The sequence below is a fragment of the Mariniphaga sediminis genome (assembly GCF_003573545.1).
Classification (GTDB): domain Bacteria; phylum Bacteroidota; class Bacteroidia; order Bacteroidales; family Prolixibacteraceae; genus Mariniphaga; species Mariniphaga sediminis.
This window is the reverse complement of record NZ_QWET01000004.1, coordinates 150,335-171,719: the sequence shown is the minus strand read 5'-3', so window position 1 is coordinate 171,719 and position 21,385 is coordinate 150,335. Positions and strand designations below refer to the sequence as shown.

Sequence of the window (21,385 nt, the reverse complement as noted above, 5' to 3'; positions counted from 1 at the left end):
TGATCTTTTCGTATCTTCGTGCCACGAATTTTTAAAAATGTGTCACAATGCCAGTCACCCGTTTTGGTGTTTCACTTGATGAAGAACTTTTACATGCTCTTGACGATTACGTTGCTGAAAACAGGTTTGCCAACCGTTCTCAGGCTATTCGCCATTTGATTGAAAAGAATCTGGTGGAAGAAAAATGGAAGTGCGACAATATTGTGGCGGGTGCGGTTGTGCTGGTTTTCAATCATGAGAAGGCCGATATTTTAAAAAAATCTTCCGAAATACAATTCGATTACAGGGATGTTGTACTCTCTTCCCAGGGGTTTTATCTGAACGAACAAAACTACCTTGAGATTGTCGCTGTGAAAGGTCCTTCCAAACGACTCACTGAAATCTCGGATCGGTTAATCAGTATTAAGGGAATCCAGCACGGAAAATTGGTTATGAGCAAAGCAGAATAAAATTTTTTTGCCTTAATGGTAACACGAAATATAGAATTAGTAACACAAAAGAAAAGTAGATGAGTCGTTTTAAAAACCTTTTAGCCGGAATATTTTTTTTCGCAATGATATTTTCCCCTTTTTGGGGTGTGGGGCAGGATGATATAGTTGATAGCCTGGAAATTGAAGAAGTAGTGGTGACAGGGTCGCCGGTCAGGGTGCACCGCAATAATGTTCCCATGGCTGTTTCGGTAATCAACAAAGCCCGGATTGAGGAGAGCGATGAGTCGGCGTTGCTTCCGGTTTTGAACGGAAAGGTTCCGGGGCTGTTTGTCACCGAGCGCGGGGTGACGGGATTTGGCGTGGCCGCAGGCTCGGCAGGGCAGATATCCATTCGGGGAATAGGAGGTTCTCCCACTACCGGTGTGCTAATGCTCATCGACGGGCATCCGCAGTTTATGGGAATTATGGGGCATCCGCTTCCGGATTCTTATGTGGCGTCAGATGCCGAAAGGGTGGAAATAATCCGTGGCCCGGCTTCCATTCTTTACGGCTCAAATGCCATGGGAGGTGTTATTAATATTATCACGAAAAAGCAAACAAATGAAGGGGTTAACGGGAACGCAAGGTTTACTTACGGCTCGTTCAATACCCAAAAATATATGGGGTCAGCTGGTTATAAAAAGGAAAAATTCAGCGCTTTTATTTCTGCAAACCACGATAATACTGACGGTCACCGCGAAGATTCTGAATTTAAAATCAGCAACGGTTATGCAAAACTGGCTTATGACATCAACCGAAATCTTCGTGTAAGCACCGATCTGAGCCTTGCTGTTTTTGACGCAGCTGACCCCGGCCCCGACACTTTGAATGCCTCTCCGGGAGAAAAGATTGACATTACCCGCGGCTACTGGGCATTTGCCGTTCAAAATGAATTTGAAAAACTAACGGGTTCCCTCCAGCTCTTTTACAATTTTGGAGAACATGATATTACCGATGGTTTTCATTCAAAAGATCATAACTACGGGCTAAACTTTTATGAGTCCCTTAAACTGTTTGAAGGAAATACCATTACCCTTGGCGTGGATCATATGAATTACGGGGGAATGGCAGAGAACCTGAAAGCCATGAACGGGAACGGGATTGTATTTGCTGATACAACTGTTAATGAAACAGGAGTATATGGTTTTACGCAGCAAACTTTTCGCGAAAAGCTGATACTCAACGCCGGGTTACGTTACCAGAATCACAGTGTTTACGGGGGGCATTGGGTGCCTTCGGCCGGTTTTGCGTGGCAGTTTGCTGGTTTGGCTACGTGGAAGGGAAACGTCTCAAAAGGGTTTCGCAGTCCCACTATTCGCGAGTTGTTTCTGTGGGGACCTAATCCGGCTTTAGACCCGGAAACCATTTTAAACTATGAAACGGGGATTTCTAACACCTTTTTTAATGGAATGATGAAGGCTGAAATGACCCTGTTTTCAGTAAAAGGTGATAACCTGATAATTACGATTCCAATGGAAGGTTTGCGAAATGCCGGGAAAATTGACAACAAAGGAATCGAAGTTTTAATGCATGTACACCCTTCCAGCAAACTTAGTTTGGAAGGAACTTACAGTTATATCAACATGAAAACTCCGGTATATGCCACCCCGGAACATCATGTGTACCTTAGTGCGCGCTATCAGTGGAAAAAATTTCAGCTAACCGGGAGTTTACAGCAAATCAGTAATTTGGATAACGATCCGTCGGCTATCGTAACCAGCGAAAATTATACGCTTCTGAAAGCGAAAGCTGTCTATACTATCAATAAGCACCTGAAATGGTATGTAAGTGGTGAAAACCTGCTGAATGAAGAATACCAGGTAAATCGTTATTATACCATGCCGGGAGCTACCGTTTTTTCCGGAATAAATATCGGTTTTTAAGGGCATTTGGCATTCTTTTTCTTAATTTCAGCCCCGTAGATAAAGTACATTAAGATATGATGTATTCAAGGAGGAATTTTATCAAAACAGGGGTGACAGGGATTGCAGCAACCGGGGTTTCGGGCAACGTTTTTGCCTCGGAATTATTTGGGACGAAATCGAAACCGGTTCGGCCAATCCATGTTTTTACAAAGTGTTTACAGTTTTTAAATTATCAGGAAATTGCAGAGTTACTGGCCATACACGGATTTGATGGCGCGGATTTAACCGTTCGCCCGGGAGGCCAGGTTTTGCCTGAAAACGTGGCGACTGATCTGCCGAAAGCGGTAAAAGCGTTGAGAGATGCCGGGGTCAATTCTTATATGATAACCACCAGCATTAACAATCCTGACGACAAGCTGACTCGCTCCATCCTGAAAACGATGGCTGAGTTGGGTATCAGATATTACAGAATGGGGTATCTGGACTATAATAACTCTAAAACCATTTCAGAAAACCTGGAGGCGCACAAATCTACTTTTGAGAAATTGGAGAAGGTAAACCGGGAATTCGGAGTGCATGGCGGTTATCAGAATCATTCAGGCCGAAGGGTAGGAGGGCCGGTCTGGGATTTATATACTTTGCTGAAAGACCGTGATCCTGAATTTATCGGAGTTCAGTACGATATTCGGCATGCAACAGTCGAAGGGGCCATTTCCTGGCCGATCGGGATGAAATTACTGGCACCCTGGATTAAAACCACCGATATCAAAGATTTTATATGGGAAAAGAATGAGAAAGGCACCTGGAAAATTAAAAATGTTCCCTTAGGCGAAGGAATGGTAGATTTTAAGGCCTATTTTGAATTATATAAATCGCTGGATATTGAGGCGCCGGTTTCCATTCATTACGAATACGATTTAGGGGGAGCTGAACATGGCCATCTGGATCCAAAAATGTCCCGCGAGGAAATTTTTTCCTGTCTGAAAAAGGATTTGCAGTTTCTAAAAAAACAATTTCAACAATTCAACTTATAAGAAGTGAAATGCCTTTTACGGCATCATTCTTATACATTTCAAGGGCGAACAGAAGGCTTTTTACTGTTTAGCCTGAAATCGATTTTAATACGTGAAAAATGGAAAATCAAAAACGAATAAAAATATCGGGAACAGATTCAAATTTTGAGCGACAGCCATTAATCCGTCCATTCGGTTTTAAAGGAGGATACATGCGGGAAATCTGGCAAACAGTGGCTATGCTGAAGTCGGCTTCCGGAAGTTATGGCACAGGCCTTTGCTCTCAAAGTGTATTATGGTCTGATGCTTCTATTTTCAACCGGTTTTCGGAGAGTGGCGGGAATGCGCTGATGTATGCCATAACTGAATTTGCCCTGATGCGAGCCAGGGAAATGGAATTCAGCACCCCGGTTGATTTGCTCGATAATATTCTTCAGGATGTATTCGACTATGGGAAAAAAGTAACCGGTAATCCAAATCTGCGGAAAACTTTTGCATTGAATGCGCTGGTTGGCGTGGATAATGCAGCCTGGGTGCTTTATGCGTGTGAAAATGGCCTGACTACTTTTGACGAAATGATACCGGAACAATATCGTAGTGCACTTTCTTACCGGCACGAAAAAATTGCCAGTATACCTTTAATGGCGTATTCCATTCCGGTTTCTGAAATAAAACAGGCGGTTGAAGATGGATACTTTTTTATGAAAATAAAGATTGGACAGCCGGGAACGCAGGAAGAGATGCTGGAAAAAGACAAAGCACGTTTAACCGAAATACACGGGGCCATAGGTCATTACCGTACAAAGCATTCGGAAGATGGGAAGTTGCCTTATTACTTTGATGCAAATGGACGATATGAGAAGAAGGAAACATTACTCCGGTTACTCGATCATGCAAAAAAAATTGGGGCATTTGATCAGATAGCTCTTATTGAAGAGCCATTCCCGGAGGAGATGGAAGTGGATGTTTCCGATATTCCGGTGAGGCTTGCAGCCGACGAAAGTGCACATACCGACACCGATGCCCTGGCCCGCATTCAAATGGGGTACCGCGCCATCGCGTTAAAGGCCATTGCAAAAACACTGAGTATGACACTGAAGATTGCCAGGGTGGCAGCTCAAATGGAGGTGCCTTGTTTTTGTGCCGACTTAACTGTTAATCCGATTCTTGTTGACTGGAACAAAAATGTGGCTGCGCGTCTCAGCCCTTTCCCGGGACTGGGAACCGGTTTGCTTGAGACAAATGGTCATCAGAACTACAAAAACTGGCATGAGATGGAATCCTGCCATCCGTTGGAAAATGCTCCCTGGCGTCAAACCAAAGGAGGGGTTTTTGACCTGGATTCTACTTTCTATTCTCAGAGCGGTGGAATATTAACAGAATCAGAACATTACGCAAAAATGTTCGACTTGTCATGAGGATAATTCCCGGTTACCTGTTGTGAAGCTCATTTTTAAAAGAGGTTCTGACACACCGGAATCCGATATATGATTTTGCAGAGTCCTGGTATTCGAAAGTGCGGGTAGAAGTGCGTATAAAATAAGCTATATCTTTCCAAGAGCCTCCCCGGATAACCTTCCTTTTCATAACGGGTGGGTCATCGGGCCGTGCATCGTATTCAATTTCAGGGTTCAGATCACTGACAATATCATAGGCTGCTTCGTAATAAGCGCTGCTTGTCCATTCTGCTATATTCCCTGCCATATCATATAATCCATAATTATTGGGGTCGAATGTGCCCGTTCTCATGGCAGTAGTAGTTGTAGGACTGTCGGCCACGTAGTTGCCCCTTAATGGTTTAAAATTGGCAACAAAACAACCCTGGTCACTTCGGGTGTAGTAGCTTCCCCACGGGTAGATTGTGTTATTGAGACCTCCCCGTGCTGCCAGCTCCCATTCTGTTTCAGTGGGTAACCGGTAGTCATGTGCGGCTGCTTCATTCAGGCGGCTGCTGAATTCCTTGTGAAGGTTGGTTCGCCAGTCGCAAAAAGCCCGGGCCTGTTTCCAGGTAATACCCACAACGGGATAATCATCAAATGCCACATGCGAGAAGTATTTCAAAGTGAAAGGTTCGTTGTAAGTGTAAGTAAAGTCACGTATCCAGCAGAGAGTATCCGGATAAACCGGAACCATTTCCTGCATCAGGAAAGAACTGCGGTTGGTAACCGGAACCGTCTCTCCCTGTTGGTTAACCACAGTCCCCTCGTATTTTTGGGTTTCGAAATTATATCTGTTTTTTCCCCGCGCAGCCTGCTTGTAATCAACCCATGAAAAATTATAAATAAGTTTTCGGGGATCCACTTCTTTACGGAATTTTTCCCGTTCTTCTTCCGGGATATAAAGTTCATCCATAGCCATTCGGTAGTCCGGGTCTTTCCATTCTATTTCTTCGCGCCAGTTTATAACGGGCTCATCTAATGGAGTGCCCCGGTTGTCTTCTGCAATTAAAAATTCAGGATAGGTTTGCCCTAACAGTTTTCGCGCAATGGAGTCGCGCACCCAGTAAACAAACTGACGGTATTCATTATTGGTAATCTCTGTATCATCCATCCAAAATGATTCTACCGAAACCCTTTTGGATTTCTCCCCGAATTTTGACACTTCCTCGTCGGAAGGGCCAACAACATAAGAACCACGCGGGATATAAACCATTCCGTATGGAGATGGCTCAAACCAGTTTTTTGAGTTCCGTTCACCTCCCGGAAGAAATTGTACGATTTCGTTTTTGCATGAATGGAAAAGCAAACCAGCGGCTACTATGATATAGATTGTTGCTTTTCTCATGCTTATTGAATCGATGTTTTTTGCGTTTCCAGAATATTGTGGTTAAATCAAAAACGGGGATGTATCAACACTTTTTTGATGCATCCCCCCGGAAATAGTTTTAAATGGGTCTAATATTCCCAAAGGTCTTGCTCAAAATTGAATATTTCGCTTTCAATTCTTTTCGATTCGAGCATCGCTTCTTTTCCACTTAAATAAGCGCTAATGTTTCGATTATTATAAACATTCGACTCTTTTACCACATAACTGTTGAAGAACCGTTTGATAAAAAGGTCATCAAAAGACATTGATTGTGCTTCATTGTATGGGTTCAATACGAGGTTTGTTGCCAGTAAATCACGCATTTCGGGATAATACACCCAAAATACTTGTTGGCGTTGTACCTGACCGGAAGTATCGTTCTCACGAACAAATTCGCGGATAGGGCAGATACCTATAATTCTTACATTTAATGTAGAGGCCTGTTTGTCGAAATACCATTCCTCTTTAATCATGTACTGTTTTATCTCTCCGGGTCTTATATCCCCCTGGATGGTAACTGTTTTACGTTCGCCTGTGTCAAAGTCGATGGTTTCTTCCGTACTTTCTTCAGCCCCAAAAGCTCCCTGTACCTGCTCATACGTCATCGGTATCTTGAAGTCATCGTCATAACGGGCATCGTAAGGTGTAATCTGCCCGTTTTTAATTCCTTCGAGCAAGAGGTTGATAAGGTTCGTTCTTCCCTCCAGATCGGTAGAAGGATAATAAAGCGGCAGGTTCATCTTTTCGCGTAAATCGATAATGCGCCAGATTGTCTTTGACCAGAATACATCTGCTTCCCTCACCGTAGGCAAAGGCATCGGTTTTTTCTGGTATTTATCGGTTGTTTGATACGCCCCGTTAATAATCTGCGCCTGCGTAATTTGACCTGAACCGGCCAAAACAAATATCACTATTCCGATATAGACGATTAATCTTTTCATTTTTATTGTATTTTGAATGTGATTGGATCAAGATCGCGCGTAGTGCCATCATCTCCAACCGCTTTAATATTTGCAATATAAATTAAACTATTCGGGTTAAGTCTTCTAAACTGTTCCTTTTGATCACTGGTGAACCGGTTAGAGTTACTTTCCCAGACATTCACGTACCCGCCTGGTCCTGAAATTTCTAGCCTAAACTGGGTCACGGTATATTTAAAATTGAAATCAAAATCTTCCAGAACAGCAAGAACCCCGTCCTCTATCATAAGACGTTCTTTTCGGATGTTTCCGCCGGATTGACCTGCAACCTGTGCAACAGGATCGGGTACCTTTTTTACACGCCAGTTGGTGGTGCCCAGTAAGCGCTTTTCACCCCCGATATTGGCATACACCGATACTTTGGTGCGGTTGCCCATTTCATCTAACTCATCGGGTTGAATGATAAAAGAATCTCCCTGTTTGGACACAGTTCCATTGGTCATTGTTATCTGAAGATTTTCCTTCGGAATACCCCCGCCACCTACATCAAACGGATTGTTGAGGCCACGGTAAAATACGTTCATCCGGGTTGCAGACATGGTAACGCTGGGTTGGGTTACCTGATATTCCTGTTTAAAAGGATAGTTTTTAATGACGCCTGCCGGTGTTTTGTATTTGATAAGGCCACTCCAGCTAAATATGCCCGGTTCCGAGGTTTTCACCCGGTAGGTGGCTTTACCATCATGAACAGAAGCCGGACGGTTATTAATAAAAATTTCGGGTTGTTGGGTAGTATCTTCAGCGGCCAGGAATACTTCTGCCACATATTCGTCTCCCTGCAATACCACACTGGAGTTCGGTATTACCCGTGCCCCGAGTTTATTGAAAAGGAATGAACCGGCATCAATCTGCGAAAAAAGATAGTTGATAACGTTCGCTTCCGAATTTTTGACATCAATCTGGATTTTTGAGAGAAGGGCTAAAACAGCGACCAGTGGTTTGTCGAGGAAACGTTCAGTTTCCCACGATTTGCTTTCGCCTCCCTCCTTCAGATCTACACGAGGATTGGAAGTGTCCAGCGCGCTGTTGATTGTAGCGCGTAAATCGACATCTGATTCATCGACCAAGGAAGTGAGCGTATCGCGAAATCCTGCTATTCTTTCCTTTAGTTCGGTGGCCCTTTTTTGCGTAATCATAAATTCTGAAGGAATATTCAGATCGTCAGCTTTTGGAATTTTCAGGGTATCTTCAGTGGGAGTTACAAAATAAAAGTCATCGGTAGTGAGTGGATCTTCTTCACTTACCGGGGTACCTCCTGTTCTTTTTACCATCTCTTCTTTTGTCGCGGTAATAAAGGCAATGAGGTTGTCAGTTTTTTCCCGAACAAGGTCTGCTTTCCCTTTCCATTCACCTACTCTGGTTTCGTTTTCGGCATAAGCCTGCTCAAATTGTGCATAAATCTGGGCATTTTTCATGTCCACTGTCCTGAAGGTTTCAAGCAGACTAATGTCTACTACTTTAAAAGCTTCGAGTACCTCTGCCGCAACGTTAAGTGCCAACATTGCGGTGAGGACAATGTACATCATGTTTATCATTTTTTGCCGCGGGGTTTCCGGACAATTTTTTGCACCCATAATTAGTTACTTCAGGTTTTTTACTTTTTGTAACTCAAAGCTCCCAACATGTTCCCGTAAATCGTATTGAGCGCTTCCAACTGTTTGTTCAACTGCTCGGCGTTTTCTTTATATTTTTGCAATTCAGAAACTGAGGATGCGAGCAATTCGTTCATCTGATTCAAATCAGTGCTGAACTTCCGGCTGGCTTCAAATTGAGTTTTGGTTCCTTGCAACTGGGATTCAAAACTCTCATTGAGTGCATTTATTTTAACATTCAGCTTTTCCAGGTTCCCGGAATATTCTTTGGAACTTGCGCCAATTGTTTGTAATTCCGAAGAGAAAGAACCGGCAGCTCCGTTAATCGTTTCGGCCAGTTTTTGCCCGGTTTCAGATAATTTTGCTGAAAATTCCTCACTGCTTTTGTTCAACTTTTCAATAGAACCTGCACCTGTTTCGGAAAGCTGATTTGAAGCATGTAAATAAGATTCTGCCAGCTTTTCAATGGAGGAGTTTACCGTTTCATTGGCCCGTTTGTTTACCTCTGCAAAAGTGTTCATTGACTCGGATGCGGAACTAAGGTTCTTTACGTACATATCGGTGGCAAGTGTTGCCGAAGAGATGTCGCTGATGCCACGTGCCGTCGATGATAAATCATTCAGGCTTTTCCCAACCTTGTCGAGCAACTCCGGAGTCAATTCGGAAGAAGCAAATAATGGATTCATCCCACTCCCTTTCCGGTTGTATTCGTCCAGTTCCATTACTTCGTAATCGTCACGAAGTTCAGGGTACACTTTTGCCCATTCAGGCATTTCAAGCGGCGGTTCAAAAGCAGATAAAAAGAAAATAAATGCTTCTGTGACCAGACCTATGGTTAGAAAAAGGCCGGAATACTGCCAATGCTGAAGTTTGAACAATGCACCCAGCATAACGATTGACGCACCCCATCCATAGACATATCCCATGAATGTTTTCCAGCGTTTTGTTTTAAATAATTCACCAATATTCATTGCTAAAAAGGTAAAAGATTAGTCATTTTTATTTAAACTCTTCACCAAAGGTTGACCGCACACAGCGAAACCCGATATAGGATTTGGTTGTATCCTGGTATTCAAAGTTCCGGGTAGAAACCTGGGTAAAGTAAGCGATATCTTTCCATGAGCCACCCCGAACCACTTTTCTTTTCATCACCGGTGGGTCATCGGGTTGGGCATTGTATGTAAAGGTTGGGTTTAAATCACTAAAATAATTGTACCCTGCTTCATCGTAAGCAGTTTCCGTCCATTCGGCCACATTCCCTGACATATCGTAAATTCCATATTCGTTGGGTTCATAACTTCCCACTTTCATGGTCGAGATGCCGCCATCTTCCACATAGTTTCCTCTTAAGGGTTTGAAATTGGCCAGGAATACTCCATCCTCATCGCGGGCATAATAACCTCCCCATGGATACATGGAGAAGTCTTTTCCTCCCCGGGCTGCATATTCCCATTCCACCTCGGTAGGGAGCCTGTATGACTGAAGAGAAGGTTGCCCTCTTTTAGTCAGGTAATCGGTCTGTATTTTTGTCCTCCAGTTGCAAAATGCCATGGCCTGTTTCCAGGTCACACCTATTACAGGGTATTCATCGAACCCGGGGTGCCAGAAATAACGTGTTGCCCAGGGCTCATTGTACGAATAGGTGAAGTCCCGTATCCATGTAAGGGTATCGGGGTATACATGCACCTGGTCGTTCATAATAAAATCCGACCTGTTTTCAATAGGCCTTAATTCGCCATTGCTGTCGTAAACGTTACCTTCGTAACGCTGAGTCTCATAATTATAGCTATTGGAGCGCTTGGCTGCCTGTTGTAAGTCAATCCACCAATATTCATAAACCAACTTCCTTGAATCGATCTCTTTTTTTCCAAAGAATCGTTCATTCTCAGGAACATATAAATCCTGCATGGCCATCTGAAAATCAGGATCACTCCAGTCAATTTTTTCACGCCAGTTAATCCTTGGGGGATCAATTGGAGTTCCTTCCCTGTCTTCTGTAATCAGAAACTCAGGATACTGGTCACCCAGCATTCTACGTGCAATGGAATCTCTCACCCAATGCACAAACTGGCGGTATTCGTTGTTTGTAATTTCAGTATCATCCATCCAAAAAGCTTCTTGTGAAACGGTTTTGGTAGGTATGGCGGCCATAGCCGGGTCCTGATCGCTGGGACCTATGTTAAAACTCCCCCTCCGGACATATACCATGCCGTAAGGTTGGGTTTCACGCCATTTGGGTCTGTCTTGCACACCTGTCAACTCTCCGTTCCCGGAGGTCTTACATCCGCTAAAGCTGAACAAGATTAGAAGCGTCGTCGCAATTAAAAGAAGTTTTTTCATAGCTCAAATATATGGCTTTCTTTATAAAAATCTTATACTTTTATATTTCTGGTTTCTGTTTCGTTCCAAATTTACTGAATAACTAACAAAAATTTCATGGGAGGCAAATCCATAATAACCAATGGCCGAGGTAACCAAATCGAACGAATATCCCACTTTTAACCCATTGACTAGTTCAAGCCCCATCAGGAGGGCAACAGCATCGTTTACCCTGTAGGAAATACCTCCCCAAAACCTGTCGTCAAATACCACATTAGTATTTATATCCACCTGCCATCCGGCAAGGTCCGATTTGAATAAGAACGAAGGCCGCAACTCAAATAACGGATCGGCTAATTTTATATTGTATCCTCCCATTAAATAATAATGTCTTGATAAATACGAACTTGCCTGTTCGTCGTATTCAATGACCGGTTCATTTATATGGGTTGCCGAGACTCCCAGAAAATAGTTGGGAGAAGAAAGATAAAGACCACCACCTATGTCAAAAGCCATTTGGCTTACCTCTCCTTGCGGAACAGATAGATCGGAGCCGGGAGGAGTATAGAGTGTCTGGTCATCAGGTGTCTTCCATTCCCCGTTAATGCTTTGATTATAAAAGCCCAGTGACACCCCGATTCCCAGGTTGCCAACACCTAAATCAATTTTGTAGGCATAATTAACATTGGCGAGTATGTTTTTTGCAAAACCCAACTGATCGCTGACTATATTTAACCCAACGCCGCCGGGAGCACCCAATGCATCTATTGCTGCATCCACACTAAACACCAGTGTTTTTGGAGCCCCTGTCATACCTTCCCATTGATAACGATTTAAAATTAGTCCGCTTAACGCATTTTCGGCACCTGCAAAACCAGGGTTTACTCCCAATTTATAATACATATTGTTTGTAAACTGCGGATCCTGCTGCCCAAAAGCCTCCATTATTATAATTAACAGCAAATATAGAAAAGAAATAACTTTTTTCATACTCCTATTTGGATGCGGCATAAAATTAATTTTCCAATCAAGGTTAAAGAAATAAAAAAATGTTGTTTGTAACAAACTTCTTCTGTTAACCTGGTATGCAAAGAACGCATGTCTTTTTTTATTATTTTGATAAGTCGTCCATTTCCTGAATAAATTTTAGCCACCGGCCGGGTATCTCATTTTCAGAAGCCTTTCGGTATTCCTCTTCGGAACAGGCAATTTCACAGACTTCACCTGAAACAGATTTCACCTTGAACCACCACCTGCCCGATTCCGGTTCATGCAGGAAAACTACCGGGTGATCCAATCCATCAATTTCCGCCTTGTACACGGTTCTTTCCCCCCAGGGTTTTCGGTGTAAAAGACCTTCGAGAAAATACCATGTAATTTCTGCCGCAAGGCTTGCCGAAATTGGATGTTCATTTCCTGTTTCAAAGAGTCCGAAAGTGCCTAATTGCGGGCTTAATCCGGCATAACGGGCCAGTTGGCAGGCTTCTTCGCCACGCAACCCGTTAGGGTTCTTTTGCCGGGAGGAAGGAGCTTCAGTATATTTTATCGACCCCATATCGAACGACAGTACATCGGAATTCCGGAGCAGAAACTCGGTTTGTGATATGTCGTCCCGCAACTGTCCCAGACGAAGGTGCTCGCTAATGCCGTTTGTTTTATGGATCAGTTTCTCGCCAACCAGATGATTTTGGTATCCAATCAGGCTAAAATGAAACAGGTTGGGTAAGTTTTTGAAAAGCCGGGTTAGATAGTTGGTTGAATCAAATGTTTCAGTCCCCTTTTTTACATCAAGCACGGCATCTACAACCGACAGCCAGAAAAACCGGTCATTCTTAAATGCTTCGGCTATTCCCAGGGTTAAATCCTGGCTCCCTCCCAAAATGATGGCAACTACTTTTAACTCACGCAGATATTCTACTACATCGCGTAAGGCCAGGTAAGTTCCTTTGGGGCTTGTTGCGGGTTTCAGGTTCCCTAAATCAGCAATGTTCAGGTTTTGGGCCAACGCCGCCAACCGGTATAACTCATTTCTGATTTTATCAGGTGCTGAAGTCCCTTTTTTCTGTGGTTTCCCGTTTTCAACAGGAACTCCCAGGATGACTGCGTCCAATTTTTGAAAGGCATCATCTGAAATTCTTTCGCTGCTTTTTTCAATAACCGGCCCCAGCGCATATTTCCCCAAAGGATTCCCGGTTGTGAAACGGGAAAAATCAACCGGTTCAAAGTAATCGGCCAGATTCATGTTGGTTTATTCGTTATTTCTTATTCCGTGCCCGTTTCGATTTTGGGTCCGGAGCATCGTCAATAATTTTTCTGCAATCTTCTAGTGAAAGCTCTTCCGCTTTCATTTTTTTAGGGATTTTATAGTTTTTCTTTTTATAGGAAATGTAAGGCCCCCATCTGCCGTTCAATACCCTTAATTCAGGCTCCTCCTCAAAAATTTGGATAACGGCTTTCCGGTCTTTTTCCCGTTTGGCTTCAATTAGTTCAACAGCACGGTCTAGGTCAACACTAAACGGATCTTCTTTCCCGAGCGATACAAATTTATTGTCGTGGCGCACGTAAGGACCAAAACGGCCAATACTCACAGTAACTTTTTTGTTTTCGTATTCGCCGAGTTCGCGTGGAAGCTTAAATAACTCAAGCGCCTCTTCGAGGGTAATGGTTTCCAAATGCTGTCCTGCCCGAAGGCTGGCGAACTGTGGCTTTTCACTGTTCTCTTCTGTCGATGCTTCGCCCAGTTGAGCCACCGGGCCGTAGCGGCCGATTTTTACAGAAACCTGTTTCCCGGTCTTGGGATCGTCTCCTAATATTCGTTCTCCTTTGGAACGTTCCGAATTTTCCAGAACATCTTCTACTTTCCCATGAAACGGCCGGTAGAATTTATCAATCATTTCATTCCAAACCTTTTCTCCGTCTGCAATATCATCAAATTCTTTTTCGACATTGGCCGTGAAATTGAAATCCATTATCTGATCAAAATTCGCCACTAAAAAATCATTCACTACCATTCCGACATCGGTGGGGAAAAGTTTTGATTTTTCAGTACCTGTCGTTTCGGTTTTTGTCTGTTCCGAAATTTTATTGTTTTTCAGGGTCACCATATCAAATTTCCGCTCAATACCGGGCCGATCCTCTTTTACCACATAGTTCCGGTTTTGAATAGTGGTAATGGTAGGCGCGTATGTGGATGGCCTGCCGATTCCCAGCTCTTCAAGTTTTTTTACCAGGGAGGCCTCCGTGTAACGGGGCGGGCGCTGGGAGAAACGTTGGGTAGCTACAATCGATGCCATTTCCAATACATCTTTTGCCTTCAACGGCGGAATAATCACCTGTCCCGAAGTGTTGTTCCCGTTTTCCTCATCGGTCGATTCCATGTAAACTTTAAGGAATCCGTCAAAGATGATCACTTCGCCCGATGCTGTGAATGCTTCGGCAGCAGTTGAAACGGAAATGGTTACTGTTGTTTTTTCGAGTTTTGCATCGGCCATCTGCGAAGCCATTGTGCGCTTCCAGATAAGTTCATACAGGCGTTGTTCCTGCGCGGATCCTTCCACCATTTCGGTATTCATGTATGTAGGCCTGATGGCTTCATGCGCCTCCTGAGCCCCTTTGGATTTGGTGTGGTATTTTCTGATTTTTACATATTCTTCACCGTGCAGTTCAATTATTTTTTGTTTGGCAGTATTGATGGCCAGCCCCGACAGGTTCACCGAGTCGGTACGCATGTAAGTAATTTTACCGCTTTCGTAAAGGCGTTGGGCAACAGCCATCGTTTGGGAAACTGAAAACCCCAGCTTCCGGCTGGCTTCCTGTTGTAGCGTCGATGTTGTGAAAGGTTGGGCCGGTGAGCGCTTGGCTGGTTTTTTTACTACATCAGCAACAGAGAATTCAGCCGAGCGGCATTTTTCTATAAAATCGGTCGCTTCTTTTTTTGTTGAAAAACGTTTGTTCAGTTCGGCTTTCAGTTCAGTAGGCTGTCCGTCTTCATCGGTCACTATAAATGTACCGTTAACGCGATACCAAGTTTCACCCTTGAAGTTGATAATTTCACGTTCGCGTTCCACAATCAGCCGAACGGCCACCGACTGTACCCTGCCTGCGGAAAGGGCCGGCTTGACTTTCTTCCATAACACCGGCGACACTTCAAAACCAACAATACGGTCGAGTACGCGCCTTGCCTGTTGAGCGTTCACCAGGTTTTCGTCGATCGAACGGGGGTTTTCGATGGCTTTTTGGATGGCTTCTTTTGTAATTTCATGAAAAACAATCCGCTTTGTTTTCTGGGGATCGAGTTTCAGTACTTCTTTCAGGTGCCAGGCAATGGCCTCTCCTTCACGGTCTTCATCGGATGCGAGCCAGACTGTTTGGGCTTCTTTTGCCAGTTTTTTCAGTTCGGTAACAATTTTTCTTTTATCCGGGGTTATTACGTATTTAGGCTGGTAATTTTTTTCCAGGTCGATTCCAAAATCTTTTTTCTGTAAATCGCGGATATGCCCCATACACGAGGTAACGGTGTATCCCTTCCCCAAAAATTTCTCAATCGTTTTTGCTTTTGCCGGCGACTCTACTATCACAAGGTTTTCCTGCATCTTTTTAACTTCCTTTTTTGAAAAAATTTTTGCAAATTAACGAAAATGAAACGCTAAGTTCAAAATTTAATTCGTTTATTTTTAATCTATATGTTTGAAAATGATTTATTTATTTTTAAAAAATAAAATATTACATGAGCATCAACCGTTTGTATAATTGTTGCCACCATGGAAACATATATCTTTGTCGCAATAATAAATCCTGTTTTTCATGACGGAAGAAAAGAATAAGAATTGGAAAAAATACATTATTGTCTTTTGGTCGTTATTCCTTTTGGGAATTGCCAGTGTAGTGCTGCTATTTGTACTGATAGCCAAAGGCAACCTTGGTTTTATGCCCACTTTTGAGGAGTTGGAGAATCCTCCTAATATTCTGGCTTCAGAAATTTTTTCGGAGGATGGAACCATTCTCGATAAATATTTTATCCGGGAAAATCGCACCTTCGTTAACTACGAAAATTTACCGCCTCATTTAATCGAAGCTTTGATTGCTACCGAAGATGTCCGGTTTTTTCGCCATTCGGGTATCGACCTCAGAGGCCTTGCCCGTGTGGCAAAAGGTATTGTTACCGGAGATACCAGTTCGGGTGGGGGGAGTACCATTAGTCAGCAGTTGGCAAAAATGCTTTTTCCGCGCGAGAATTTAGAGAGTAAGATGGAACTGGTACTTCGAAAATTCAAGGAATGGGTTATTGCTGTAAAGCTGGAGCGTAGTTATACCAAGGAAGAGATTCTTTTAATGTATTTGAATAAGTATGATTTTTTGAACCTTGCTGTGGGTATCAAGTCGGCTGCCGGTGTCTATTTCAGTATTCCGCCCGATTCACTTAAGCTGCATCAGTCTGCCATGCTGGTGGGAATGGCTAAGAATTCGTCGTTGTATAACCCGGTGCGACGTCCTGAACTGGTAATGCAGCGACGGAACGTAGTGCTGAATCAAATGGCAAAGTATGGTTACATCCCCCGGGAGGTGCGGGACTCTGTAAAGCAACTGCCTCTCGATCTTAATTTTCAGCGGGTGGATTATAAAAGTGGGCCGGCACCTTATTTGCGTGAGTATTTACGGCTTACGCTTACAGCGAAAAAACCCGAACGAAAGAATTACCCTTCCTGGCAAATGCAACAGTTTAAAGAAGACTCAGTGGATTGGGAAACCAACCCTTTGTATGGCTGGTGTAATAAAAATGTGAAACCCGACGGACAACATTACGATTTGTATACCGACGGGCTGCGGATTTTTACTACGATCGATTCCCGTATGCAGCGATATGCTGTGGAGTCGGTGGAGCATCACCTGAAAGATGATCTTCAGCCTGAGTTTGACGGGAGTATGAAGTACCTCAACAATCCTCCTTTTGCCAATAACATGACTCCGGATCAGACGGAGGATCTTCTTAACCGTGAAATCAGGCGCAGTGAGCGATACAGGGTACTGAACAATCAGGGAAAAACGTTTAGTCAGATCAAGGAAAATTTCAGGAAGCCGGTCGACATGACCATTTTTTCCTGGAAGGGTGAAATAGATACTGTTATGTCACCCATGGATTCAATAAAATGGTACCTCCGTTATTTCAGGTCTTCGTTTATGGCAATGGAAACTCATTCGGGGAAAGTGAAAGCGTATGTGGGCGGTCCTAATTATAAATATTTTATGTATGACATGGTGAAGGGAGGGAAACGCCAGGTGGGTTCTACCGTGAAGCCTTTCCTCTATACCCTGGCCATGCAAAACGGTCTGACACCTTGTACGAAAGTGCCCTATGTAAGCCAGCAATTTCAAATGCCTGACGGCACCATTTGGGAACCCAAAGATGCCGATTACGATGAAGAAAATGAAGGAAAGCTGGTGACCTTAAAATGGGGGCTTGCCCAATCGCGAAATAAAATCTCGGCCTGGGTAATGAAACAGTTCAACCCGCGTGCAGTTACCGAAGTGATGAAGCGTATGGGAGTGTATAGTCCGATCGACCCGGTGCCGTCATTGTTTTTGGGTACCTCCGATATTACTCTATACGAAATGGTAGGAGCGTTTAATACATATGCCAACCAGGGAGTATTTGTGAAACCTTATTTTGTCTCGCACATTGAGGATCGCTACGGAAATGTTATTGCAACCTTTCAACCTGAACGGCATGAGGCTTTTGACGAACAGACTGCCTACCTGATGGTTAACCTGCTGCAAGGGGTTATTGATTGGGGCACCGGAATCAGGTTACGCAACAGGGATGGTTACGGGAAATTTAAAATGCCTATTGCCGGTAAAACGGGAACAACACAGAACCACTCTGACGGTTGGTTTATCGGAGTTACACCCCGGCTTACAGCAGGTGTCTGGACCGGTGCCGACCTGCGAAGTATCCACTTTCGTACCATTGCTTCCGGTCAGGGTGCCAACATGGCGTTGCCCATCTGGGGCTATTTCTATAAGAAGGTACTGGCTGATCCTGCCTTGGGATACACCGAGGATATGAGTTTTAAAAAACCGGAGAATTTTAATATAAACCTTGACTGCGACGAGGAAGAGCAAAACACTCCTTCCAATTTTGAAGATTTTTTCTAGAAAAGGCACGAATCGGTAGAAATTAGGGATTTTTCTCTGACTTTTTATGCTGAAGTTCTCTTGTAAAATAGGGTAACAGGAGAGATACTATGTAACTGTGATAGTATTCTCCGGAGTTCAGAATTTGTTCATCCTGATTTTATCAAAAGGAAGATCCGTGAAAGGTTTGCCGGTCCGGGTAGTAGCAGGATATCCCACCGTAATGATACTGAGCACTCTGAAGTTTTCAGGGATATGCAGCAAATTCTGAATGTATTTCTCAGACGAAACTGTTTCGGAATATTTCCGGTTACGGATTTGAACCCAGCAACTTCCTAATCCCAGCGACTGGGCAGTGAGTTGTAGCAGAATGGAAGCAATGGAACAATCTTCAATCCACACATCGTTTTTGGTTTCGTCCGCACACACCACTATTGCCAGAGGGGCCGTTGACAAGGGAGCTGTTCCGTGCAGCTTACAATCTTTCAGCTTTCCAATAACTTCAGCATCCTCCACAAAAATGAATTCCCATGGATTGATGTTTTTGGATGAAGGAGAACGTAATGCTGCCTCTTTCAATAGCTCCAGCTTTTCCGGTTCAACTGGCTGTTCCGTATATTTTCGGATGCTTCTTCTGTCTCTGAGAATCTCAATCATTCTTTTTGGTTTTTATTTTTTGCAAAAGTAGAGAACTCCGCGGTTTTTAAGAAAATGTGAAGATAAAATGAACAGGTTGAAGATTTTTTTTATTTTCATCCCTGTGAATTAAAATATATTAAAATGAGAATACACTATTTCCTGCTTTTGGTTATGGCCTTTGCCATCATCTCCTGCCAAAATAACTATTACTCAATGGATGATTTTTCAAAAGTGGAAAAAATCGATGCACATTATCACATCTATTCTTCCACCGAAAATTCGTTGGAACAGGCGCAGAAAGATAATTTTAAGTTGCTGAATATTAATACCTACTCAGGTGGATGCGAACGGGTTATAGAAGCTCATCAGTTGTTAAAAACATTAAAGAAACAGCAGCCCGAAGTGATTGAATTTACCACTACTTTTTGTTTGGAGGGCTGGGATGAGCCGGGCTGGGTGGAAAATACCATCCAATGGATTGACCAGTGTGTGGCCGATGGCGCTATTGCTGTGAAGGTATGGAAAAATATAGGGATGGAAATTCGGGATAAAGACAGCCTGTTGATAATGATTGATGATGCTCAGTTTGATCCGGTTTTCCAGTATTTGGCCGAAAACGGGATTCCTGTAGTGGGCCATTTGGGTGAACCTAAAAATTGCTGGCTTCCTTTAGCTGAAATGACCACCAAAAATGACAGCGGATATTTTTCCCGGAACCCGCAGTATCACATGTACCTTCACCCTGAGTTTCCTTCTTATGAAGAACAAATGGCGGCCCGCGACCGGATGTTGGAGAAAAATCCGGAACTGGTTTTTATTGGTTGCCACCTGGCCAGTTTAGAATGGAGTGTGGATGAAATGGCCCGGTTCCTTGACCAGTTTCCCAATGCCTCTATGGATATGGCTGCGCGGATGGGACAGCTTTTCTATCAGACGGTGGAAAACCGTGAAAAAGTCCGTAACTTTTTTATTCAGTACCAGGATCGCCTGATGTATGGAACGGATATAATCGACCGGGGCAGTGAAAAGGAGTCTTTCCAAAACAGGTTACACGAAACCTGGCTGAATGACTGGGAGTATCTGGTTACAGATCATAAAATGACCAGCGCCCTGATTGATGGCGAATTCCGTGGGCTAAAATTACCCAAAGAAGTGGTGGATAAAATTTATGCCGCCAATGTGAAAAGATGGTACGGAGCGTATTAATCTTTTACAATTCGATGGGAACCCCGTTGTAAAAATCCAGTATTTTCGTACGAAAAATATATTCGTATTTAGCCTGCAGAAGTTCCGATTGTGCTACCGTGAGGTAATTTTTACTTTGGTTATATTCGACAGAGTTAATCATTCCTACATTGAATTTTTCTTCGGTATAGCGGAAGGCCTCTTCCGTTGATTTTACAGCTTTTTCGCTTGAAATAAATTTGTTGAGCGCTGCCAGGGCATTGGTGTATGCCTGTTCTATGTCTTTTCTCAACAGGTTTCTGGATGTTTGCAACTGGTATTCAAAATCCTGGATTTTCAGTGCGGCATTCGAAATCCCGTTTTTTACCTGAGACTTGTTGAAAATAGGTATGTCAAGGGAAAATCCCATTGCATAGCGCTGGTTATTGCTCAACTGGTCGTTGAAACTGATTTCTGTATCATTCATGTCCGCATACTTATTATTGTATAGGTTGTAGTAGCTTGCCCCGAAATTAAGACTCGGGAATCGGCTCCCTTTGGCAATGTCGAGTTGTCGCCGGGCGCTTTCCACCCTGAGCTGGGCCGCTTTGATCTCCGGGCGTACATTCATGGCATTTTTAAAAACGTCGAATGAGTTGGCCATGGTAACGTTGGCTTTAATTTCGGGAAGTTGAGGTTTTTCAATTTTGAAACTTTTTTCCACGGGCAGTTCCAGGAATTGAAACAGGCTGAGATAAGCCAGTTGTACCCGGTTCTGGTCATTTACCAGTTGCAATTCCTCACGGGCCAGTTGCGCTTCTATTTCGAGCAGGGAACCGCGGGCCAGACTCCCGGCATCCACCAGCTTTTTGGTACGTTCAATCTGTTGCCTGGTTACTTCTGTCTGCGCCTCGGCTATCAGCTCCAGTTCTTCGGCAAACAAAATTTCGAGGTATGCCGCAGCAATATTCAGAATGATATCATCTTTGGTTTTTTTCAAATCCTGAATGGCTGCCTGCAGATCAAGCTCGCGTTGACGAATGGTGTTGCTGAGAATGGATCCATTCCACAGGGTAATTTCGGTTCCAAGGTAGCCGTCTATTTGTGTAGAATTTACATTTTCATAAGTGTTCTCGTAGGTGAGCGATCTTCCGAAATTAAAACGGTTGGAAAGGCTTGCATTGAGGTTTGGCAACCGATCTGACTTTGCCTGGCTCACCTGGTTTTCATTGTATTGGGTGTTCAGCCCCTGTTGCTTTATCTGGATGTTGTTTTCCAGGGCATAATCAATGCATTTTTGCAGCGACCACGATTCCTGTGCCGGTGAAACAAATGCTGAAAGTATGAATATAATCCCTGTAAAAAGTGCAAATGTTTTCTTCATTTTATTTTGTTTTTATGCAGGCT

Annotated in this window: 16 protein-coding genes; 6 read left to right on the top strand and 10 right to left on the bottom strand. The window is 43.5% G+C overall.

Going from position 1 to position 21,385, the window contains the following annotated elements; genetic code table 11:
- The first annotated feature begins 47 nt into the window (after window positions 1–47).
- The 4 genes from nikR (at window position 48) to D1164_RS06720 (ending at window position 4,766) form a co-directional block, all read left to right on the top strand.
- Entirely contained in the window at window positions 48–449 is a 402-nt protein-coding gene (gene nikR, locus D1164_RS06735) for a nickel-responsive transcriptional regulator NikR (protein WP_119349192.1), read from the top strand.
- Between the two features lie 59 nt (window positions 450–508).
- Window positions 509–2,353, top strand: coding sequence for a TonB-dependent receptor plug domain-containing protein (locus tag D1164_RS06730; RefSeq protein WP_119349191.1), 1,845 nt, complete (start codon window positions 509–511; stop codon window positions 2,351–2,353).
- A 56-nt stretch (window positions 2,354–2,409) separates the two neighbouring features.
- On the top strand, window positions 2,410–3,369 hold the full coding sequence (locus D1164_RS06725) for a sugar phosphate isomerase/epimerase family protein (RefSeq protein ID WP_119349190.1): 960 nt from the start codon (window positions 2,410–2,412) through the stop codon (window positions 3,367–3,369).
- 98 nt (window positions 3,370–3,467) lie between these two features.
- Entirely contained in the window at window positions 3,468–4,766 is a 1,299-nt protein-coding gene (locus tag D1164_RS06720) for an enolase-like domain-containing protein (RefSeq protein WP_119349189.1), read from the top strand.
- 13 nt (window positions 4,767–4,779) lie between these two features.
- Here the strand turns inward: D1164_RS06720 and porK (D1164_RS06715) are convergent, their stop codons facing one another.
- From porK (D1164_RS06715) to topA, 8 genes are all read right to left on the bottom strand, one after another.
- Window positions 4,780–6,132: a T9SS ring complex lipoprotein PorK/GldK gene (gene porK, locus D1164_RS06715; protein WP_119349188.1), complete on the bottom strand. Its 1,353-nt coding sequence runs from the start codon at window positions 6,130–6,132 to the stop codon at window positions 4,780–4,782.
- A gap of 110 nt (window positions 6,133–6,242) precedes the next feature.
- Window positions 6,243–7,094, bottom strand: coding sequence for a type IX secretion system ring subunit PorN/GldN (gene porN / locus D1164_RS06710; RefSeq protein WP_119349187.1), 852 nt, complete (start codon window positions 7,092–7,094; stop codon window positions 6,243–6,245).
- 2 nt (window positions 7,095–7,096) lie between these two features.
- Window positions 7,097–8,707 (bottom strand): type IX secretion system motor protein PorM/GldM, encoded by a 1,611-nt coding sequence (gene porM, locus D1164_RS06705; protein WP_119349186.1) that lies wholly within the window; start codon window positions 8,705–8,707, stop codon window positions 7,097–7,099.
- 20 nt (window positions 8,708–8,727) lie between these two features.
- Window positions 8,728–9,696: a type IX secretion system motor protein PorL/GldL gene (porL, locus tag D1164_RS06700; RefSeq protein WP_119349185.1), complete on the bottom strand. Its 969-nt coding sequence runs from the start codon at window positions 9,694–9,696 to the stop codon at window positions 8,728–8,730.
- 28 nt (window positions 9,697–9,724) lie between these two features.
- Window positions 9,725–11,065: a T9SS ring complex lipoprotein PorK/GldK gene (gene porK / locus D1164_RS06695; RefSeq protein WP_119349184.1), complete on the bottom strand. Its 1,341-nt coding sequence runs from the start codon at window positions 11,063–11,065 to the stop codon at window positions 9,725–9,727.
- Between the two features lie 21 nt (window positions 11,066–11,086).
- Window positions 11,087–12,034 carry a PorP/SprF family type IX secretion system membrane protein gene (locus D1164_RS06690; RefSeq protein WP_172594364.1) on the bottom strand — a complete coding sequence of 316 codons (948 nt, stop codon included), beginning with the start codon at window positions 12,032–12,034 and terminating at the stop codon, window positions 11,087–11,089.
- 121 nt (window positions 12,035–12,155) lie between these two features.
- A complete protein-coding gene (locus tag D1164_RS06685; protein WP_119349182.1) occupies window positions 12,156–13,286 on the bottom strand; it encodes an arginase family protein in 1,131 nt (376 codons plus the stop codon).
- A gap of 13 nt (window positions 13,287–13,299) precedes the next feature.
- The gene (topA, locus tag D1164_RS06680; RefSeq protein WP_119349181.1) at window positions 13,300–15,636 is read right to left on the bottom strand and encodes a type I DNA topoisomerase; all 2,337 of its coding nucleotides are present in this window, start codon (window positions 15,634–15,636) and stop codon (window positions 13,300–13,302) included.
- A 211-nt stretch (window positions 15,637–15,847) separates the two neighbouring features.
- On the opposite strand from topA, the gene D1164_RS06675 reads away from it, so the two are divergent.
- Complete coding sequence (locus tag D1164_RS06675) at window positions 15,848–18,196, top strand: transglycosylase domain-containing protein (protein WP_119349180.1); 2,349 nt, start codon at window positions 15,848–15,850, stop codon at window positions 18,194–18,196.
- A gap of 117 nt (window positions 18,197–18,313) precedes the next feature.
- Here D1164_RS06675 and D1164_RS06670 read toward each other — a convergent pair whose 3' ends face one another.
- Window positions 18,314–18,832: a nitroreductase family protein gene (locus D1164_RS06670; protein ID WP_119349179.1), complete on the bottom strand. Its 519-nt coding sequence runs from the start codon at window positions 18,830–18,832 to the stop codon at window positions 18,314–18,316.
- 123 nt (window positions 18,833–18,955) lie between these two features.
- Here D1164_RS06670 and D1164_RS06665 point away from each other — a divergent pair, with 123 nt between their 5' ends.
- A complete protein-coding gene (locus D1164_RS06665) occupies window positions 18,956–20,020 on the top strand; it encodes an amidohydrolase family protein (protein ID WP_119349178.1) in 1,065 nt (354 codons plus the stop codon).
- Window positions 20,021–20,024: 4 nt separating this feature from the next.
- Here D1164_RS06665 and D1164_RS06660 read toward each other — a convergent pair whose 3' ends face one another.
- Entirely contained in the window at window positions 20,025–21,362 is a 1,338-nt protein-coding gene (locus D1164_RS06660; protein WP_119349177.1) for a TolC family protein, read from the bottom strand.
- Window positions 21,363–21,385: the final 23 nt, after the last annotated feature.

Excerpts from the sequence above, each read along its gene's own strand:
- nikR (WP_119349192.1), top strand. The coding sequence starts at position 48 with ATGCCAGTCACCCGTTTTGGTGTTTCACTTGATGAAGAACTTTTACAT.
- D1164_RS06730 (WP_119349191.1), top strand. The coding sequence starts at position 509 with ATGAGTCGTTTTAAAAACCTTTTAGCCGGAATATTTTTTTTCGCAATG.
- D1164_RS06725 (WP_119349190.1), top strand. The coding sequence starts at position 2,410 with ATGATGTATTCAAGGAGGAATTTTATCAAAACAGGGGTGACAGGGATT.
- D1164_RS06720 (WP_119349189.1), top strand. The coding sequence starts at position 3,468 with ATGGAAAATCAAAAACGAATAAAAATATCGGGAACAGATTCAAATTTT.
- porK (WP_119349188.1), bottom strand. The coding sequence starts at position 6,132 with ATGAGAAAAGCAACAATCTATATCATAGTAGCCGCTGGTTTGCTTTTC.
- porN (WP_119349187.1), bottom strand. The coding sequence starts at position 7,094 with ATGAAAAGATTAATCGTCTATATCGGAATAGTGATATTTGTTTTGGCC.
- porM (WP_119349186.1), bottom strand. The coding sequence starts at position 8,707 with ATGGGTGCAAAAAATTGTCCGGAAACCCCGCGGCAAAAAATGATAAAC.
- porL (WP_119349185.1), bottom strand. The coding sequence starts at position 9,696 with ATGAATATTGGTGAATTATTTAAAACAAAACGCTGGAAAACATTCATG.
- porK (WP_119349184.1), bottom strand. The coding sequence starts at position 11,065 with ATGAAAAAACTTCTTTTAATTGCGACGACGCTTCTAATCTTGTTCAGC.
- D1164_RS06690 (WP_172594364.1), bottom strand. The coding sequence starts at position 12,034 with ATGAAAAAAGTTATTTCTTTTCTATATTTGCTGTTAATTATAATAATG.
- D1164_RS06685 (WP_119349182.1), bottom strand. The coding sequence starts at position 13,286 with ATGAATCTGGCCGATTACTTTGAACCGGTTGATTTTTCCCGTTTCACA.
- topA (WP_119349181.1), bottom strand. The coding sequence starts at position 15,636 with ATGCAGGAAAACCTTGTGATAGTAGAGTCGCCGGCAAAAGCAAAAACG.
- D1164_RS06675 (WP_119349180.1), top strand. The coding sequence starts at position 15,848 with ATGACGGAAGAAAAGAATAAGAATTGGAAAAAATACATTATTGTCTTT.
- D1164_RS06670 (WP_119349179.1), bottom strand. The coding sequence starts at position 18,832 with ATGATTGAGATTCTCAGAGACAGAAGAAGCATCCGAAAATATACGGAA.
- D1164_RS06665 (WP_119349178.1), top strand. The coding sequence starts at position 18,956 with ATGAGAATACACTATTTCCTGCTTTTGGTTATGGCCTTTGCCATCATC.
- D1164_RS06660 (WP_119349177.1), bottom strand. The coding sequence starts at position 21,362 with ATGAAGAAAACATTTGCACTTTTTACAGGGATTATATTCATACTTTCA.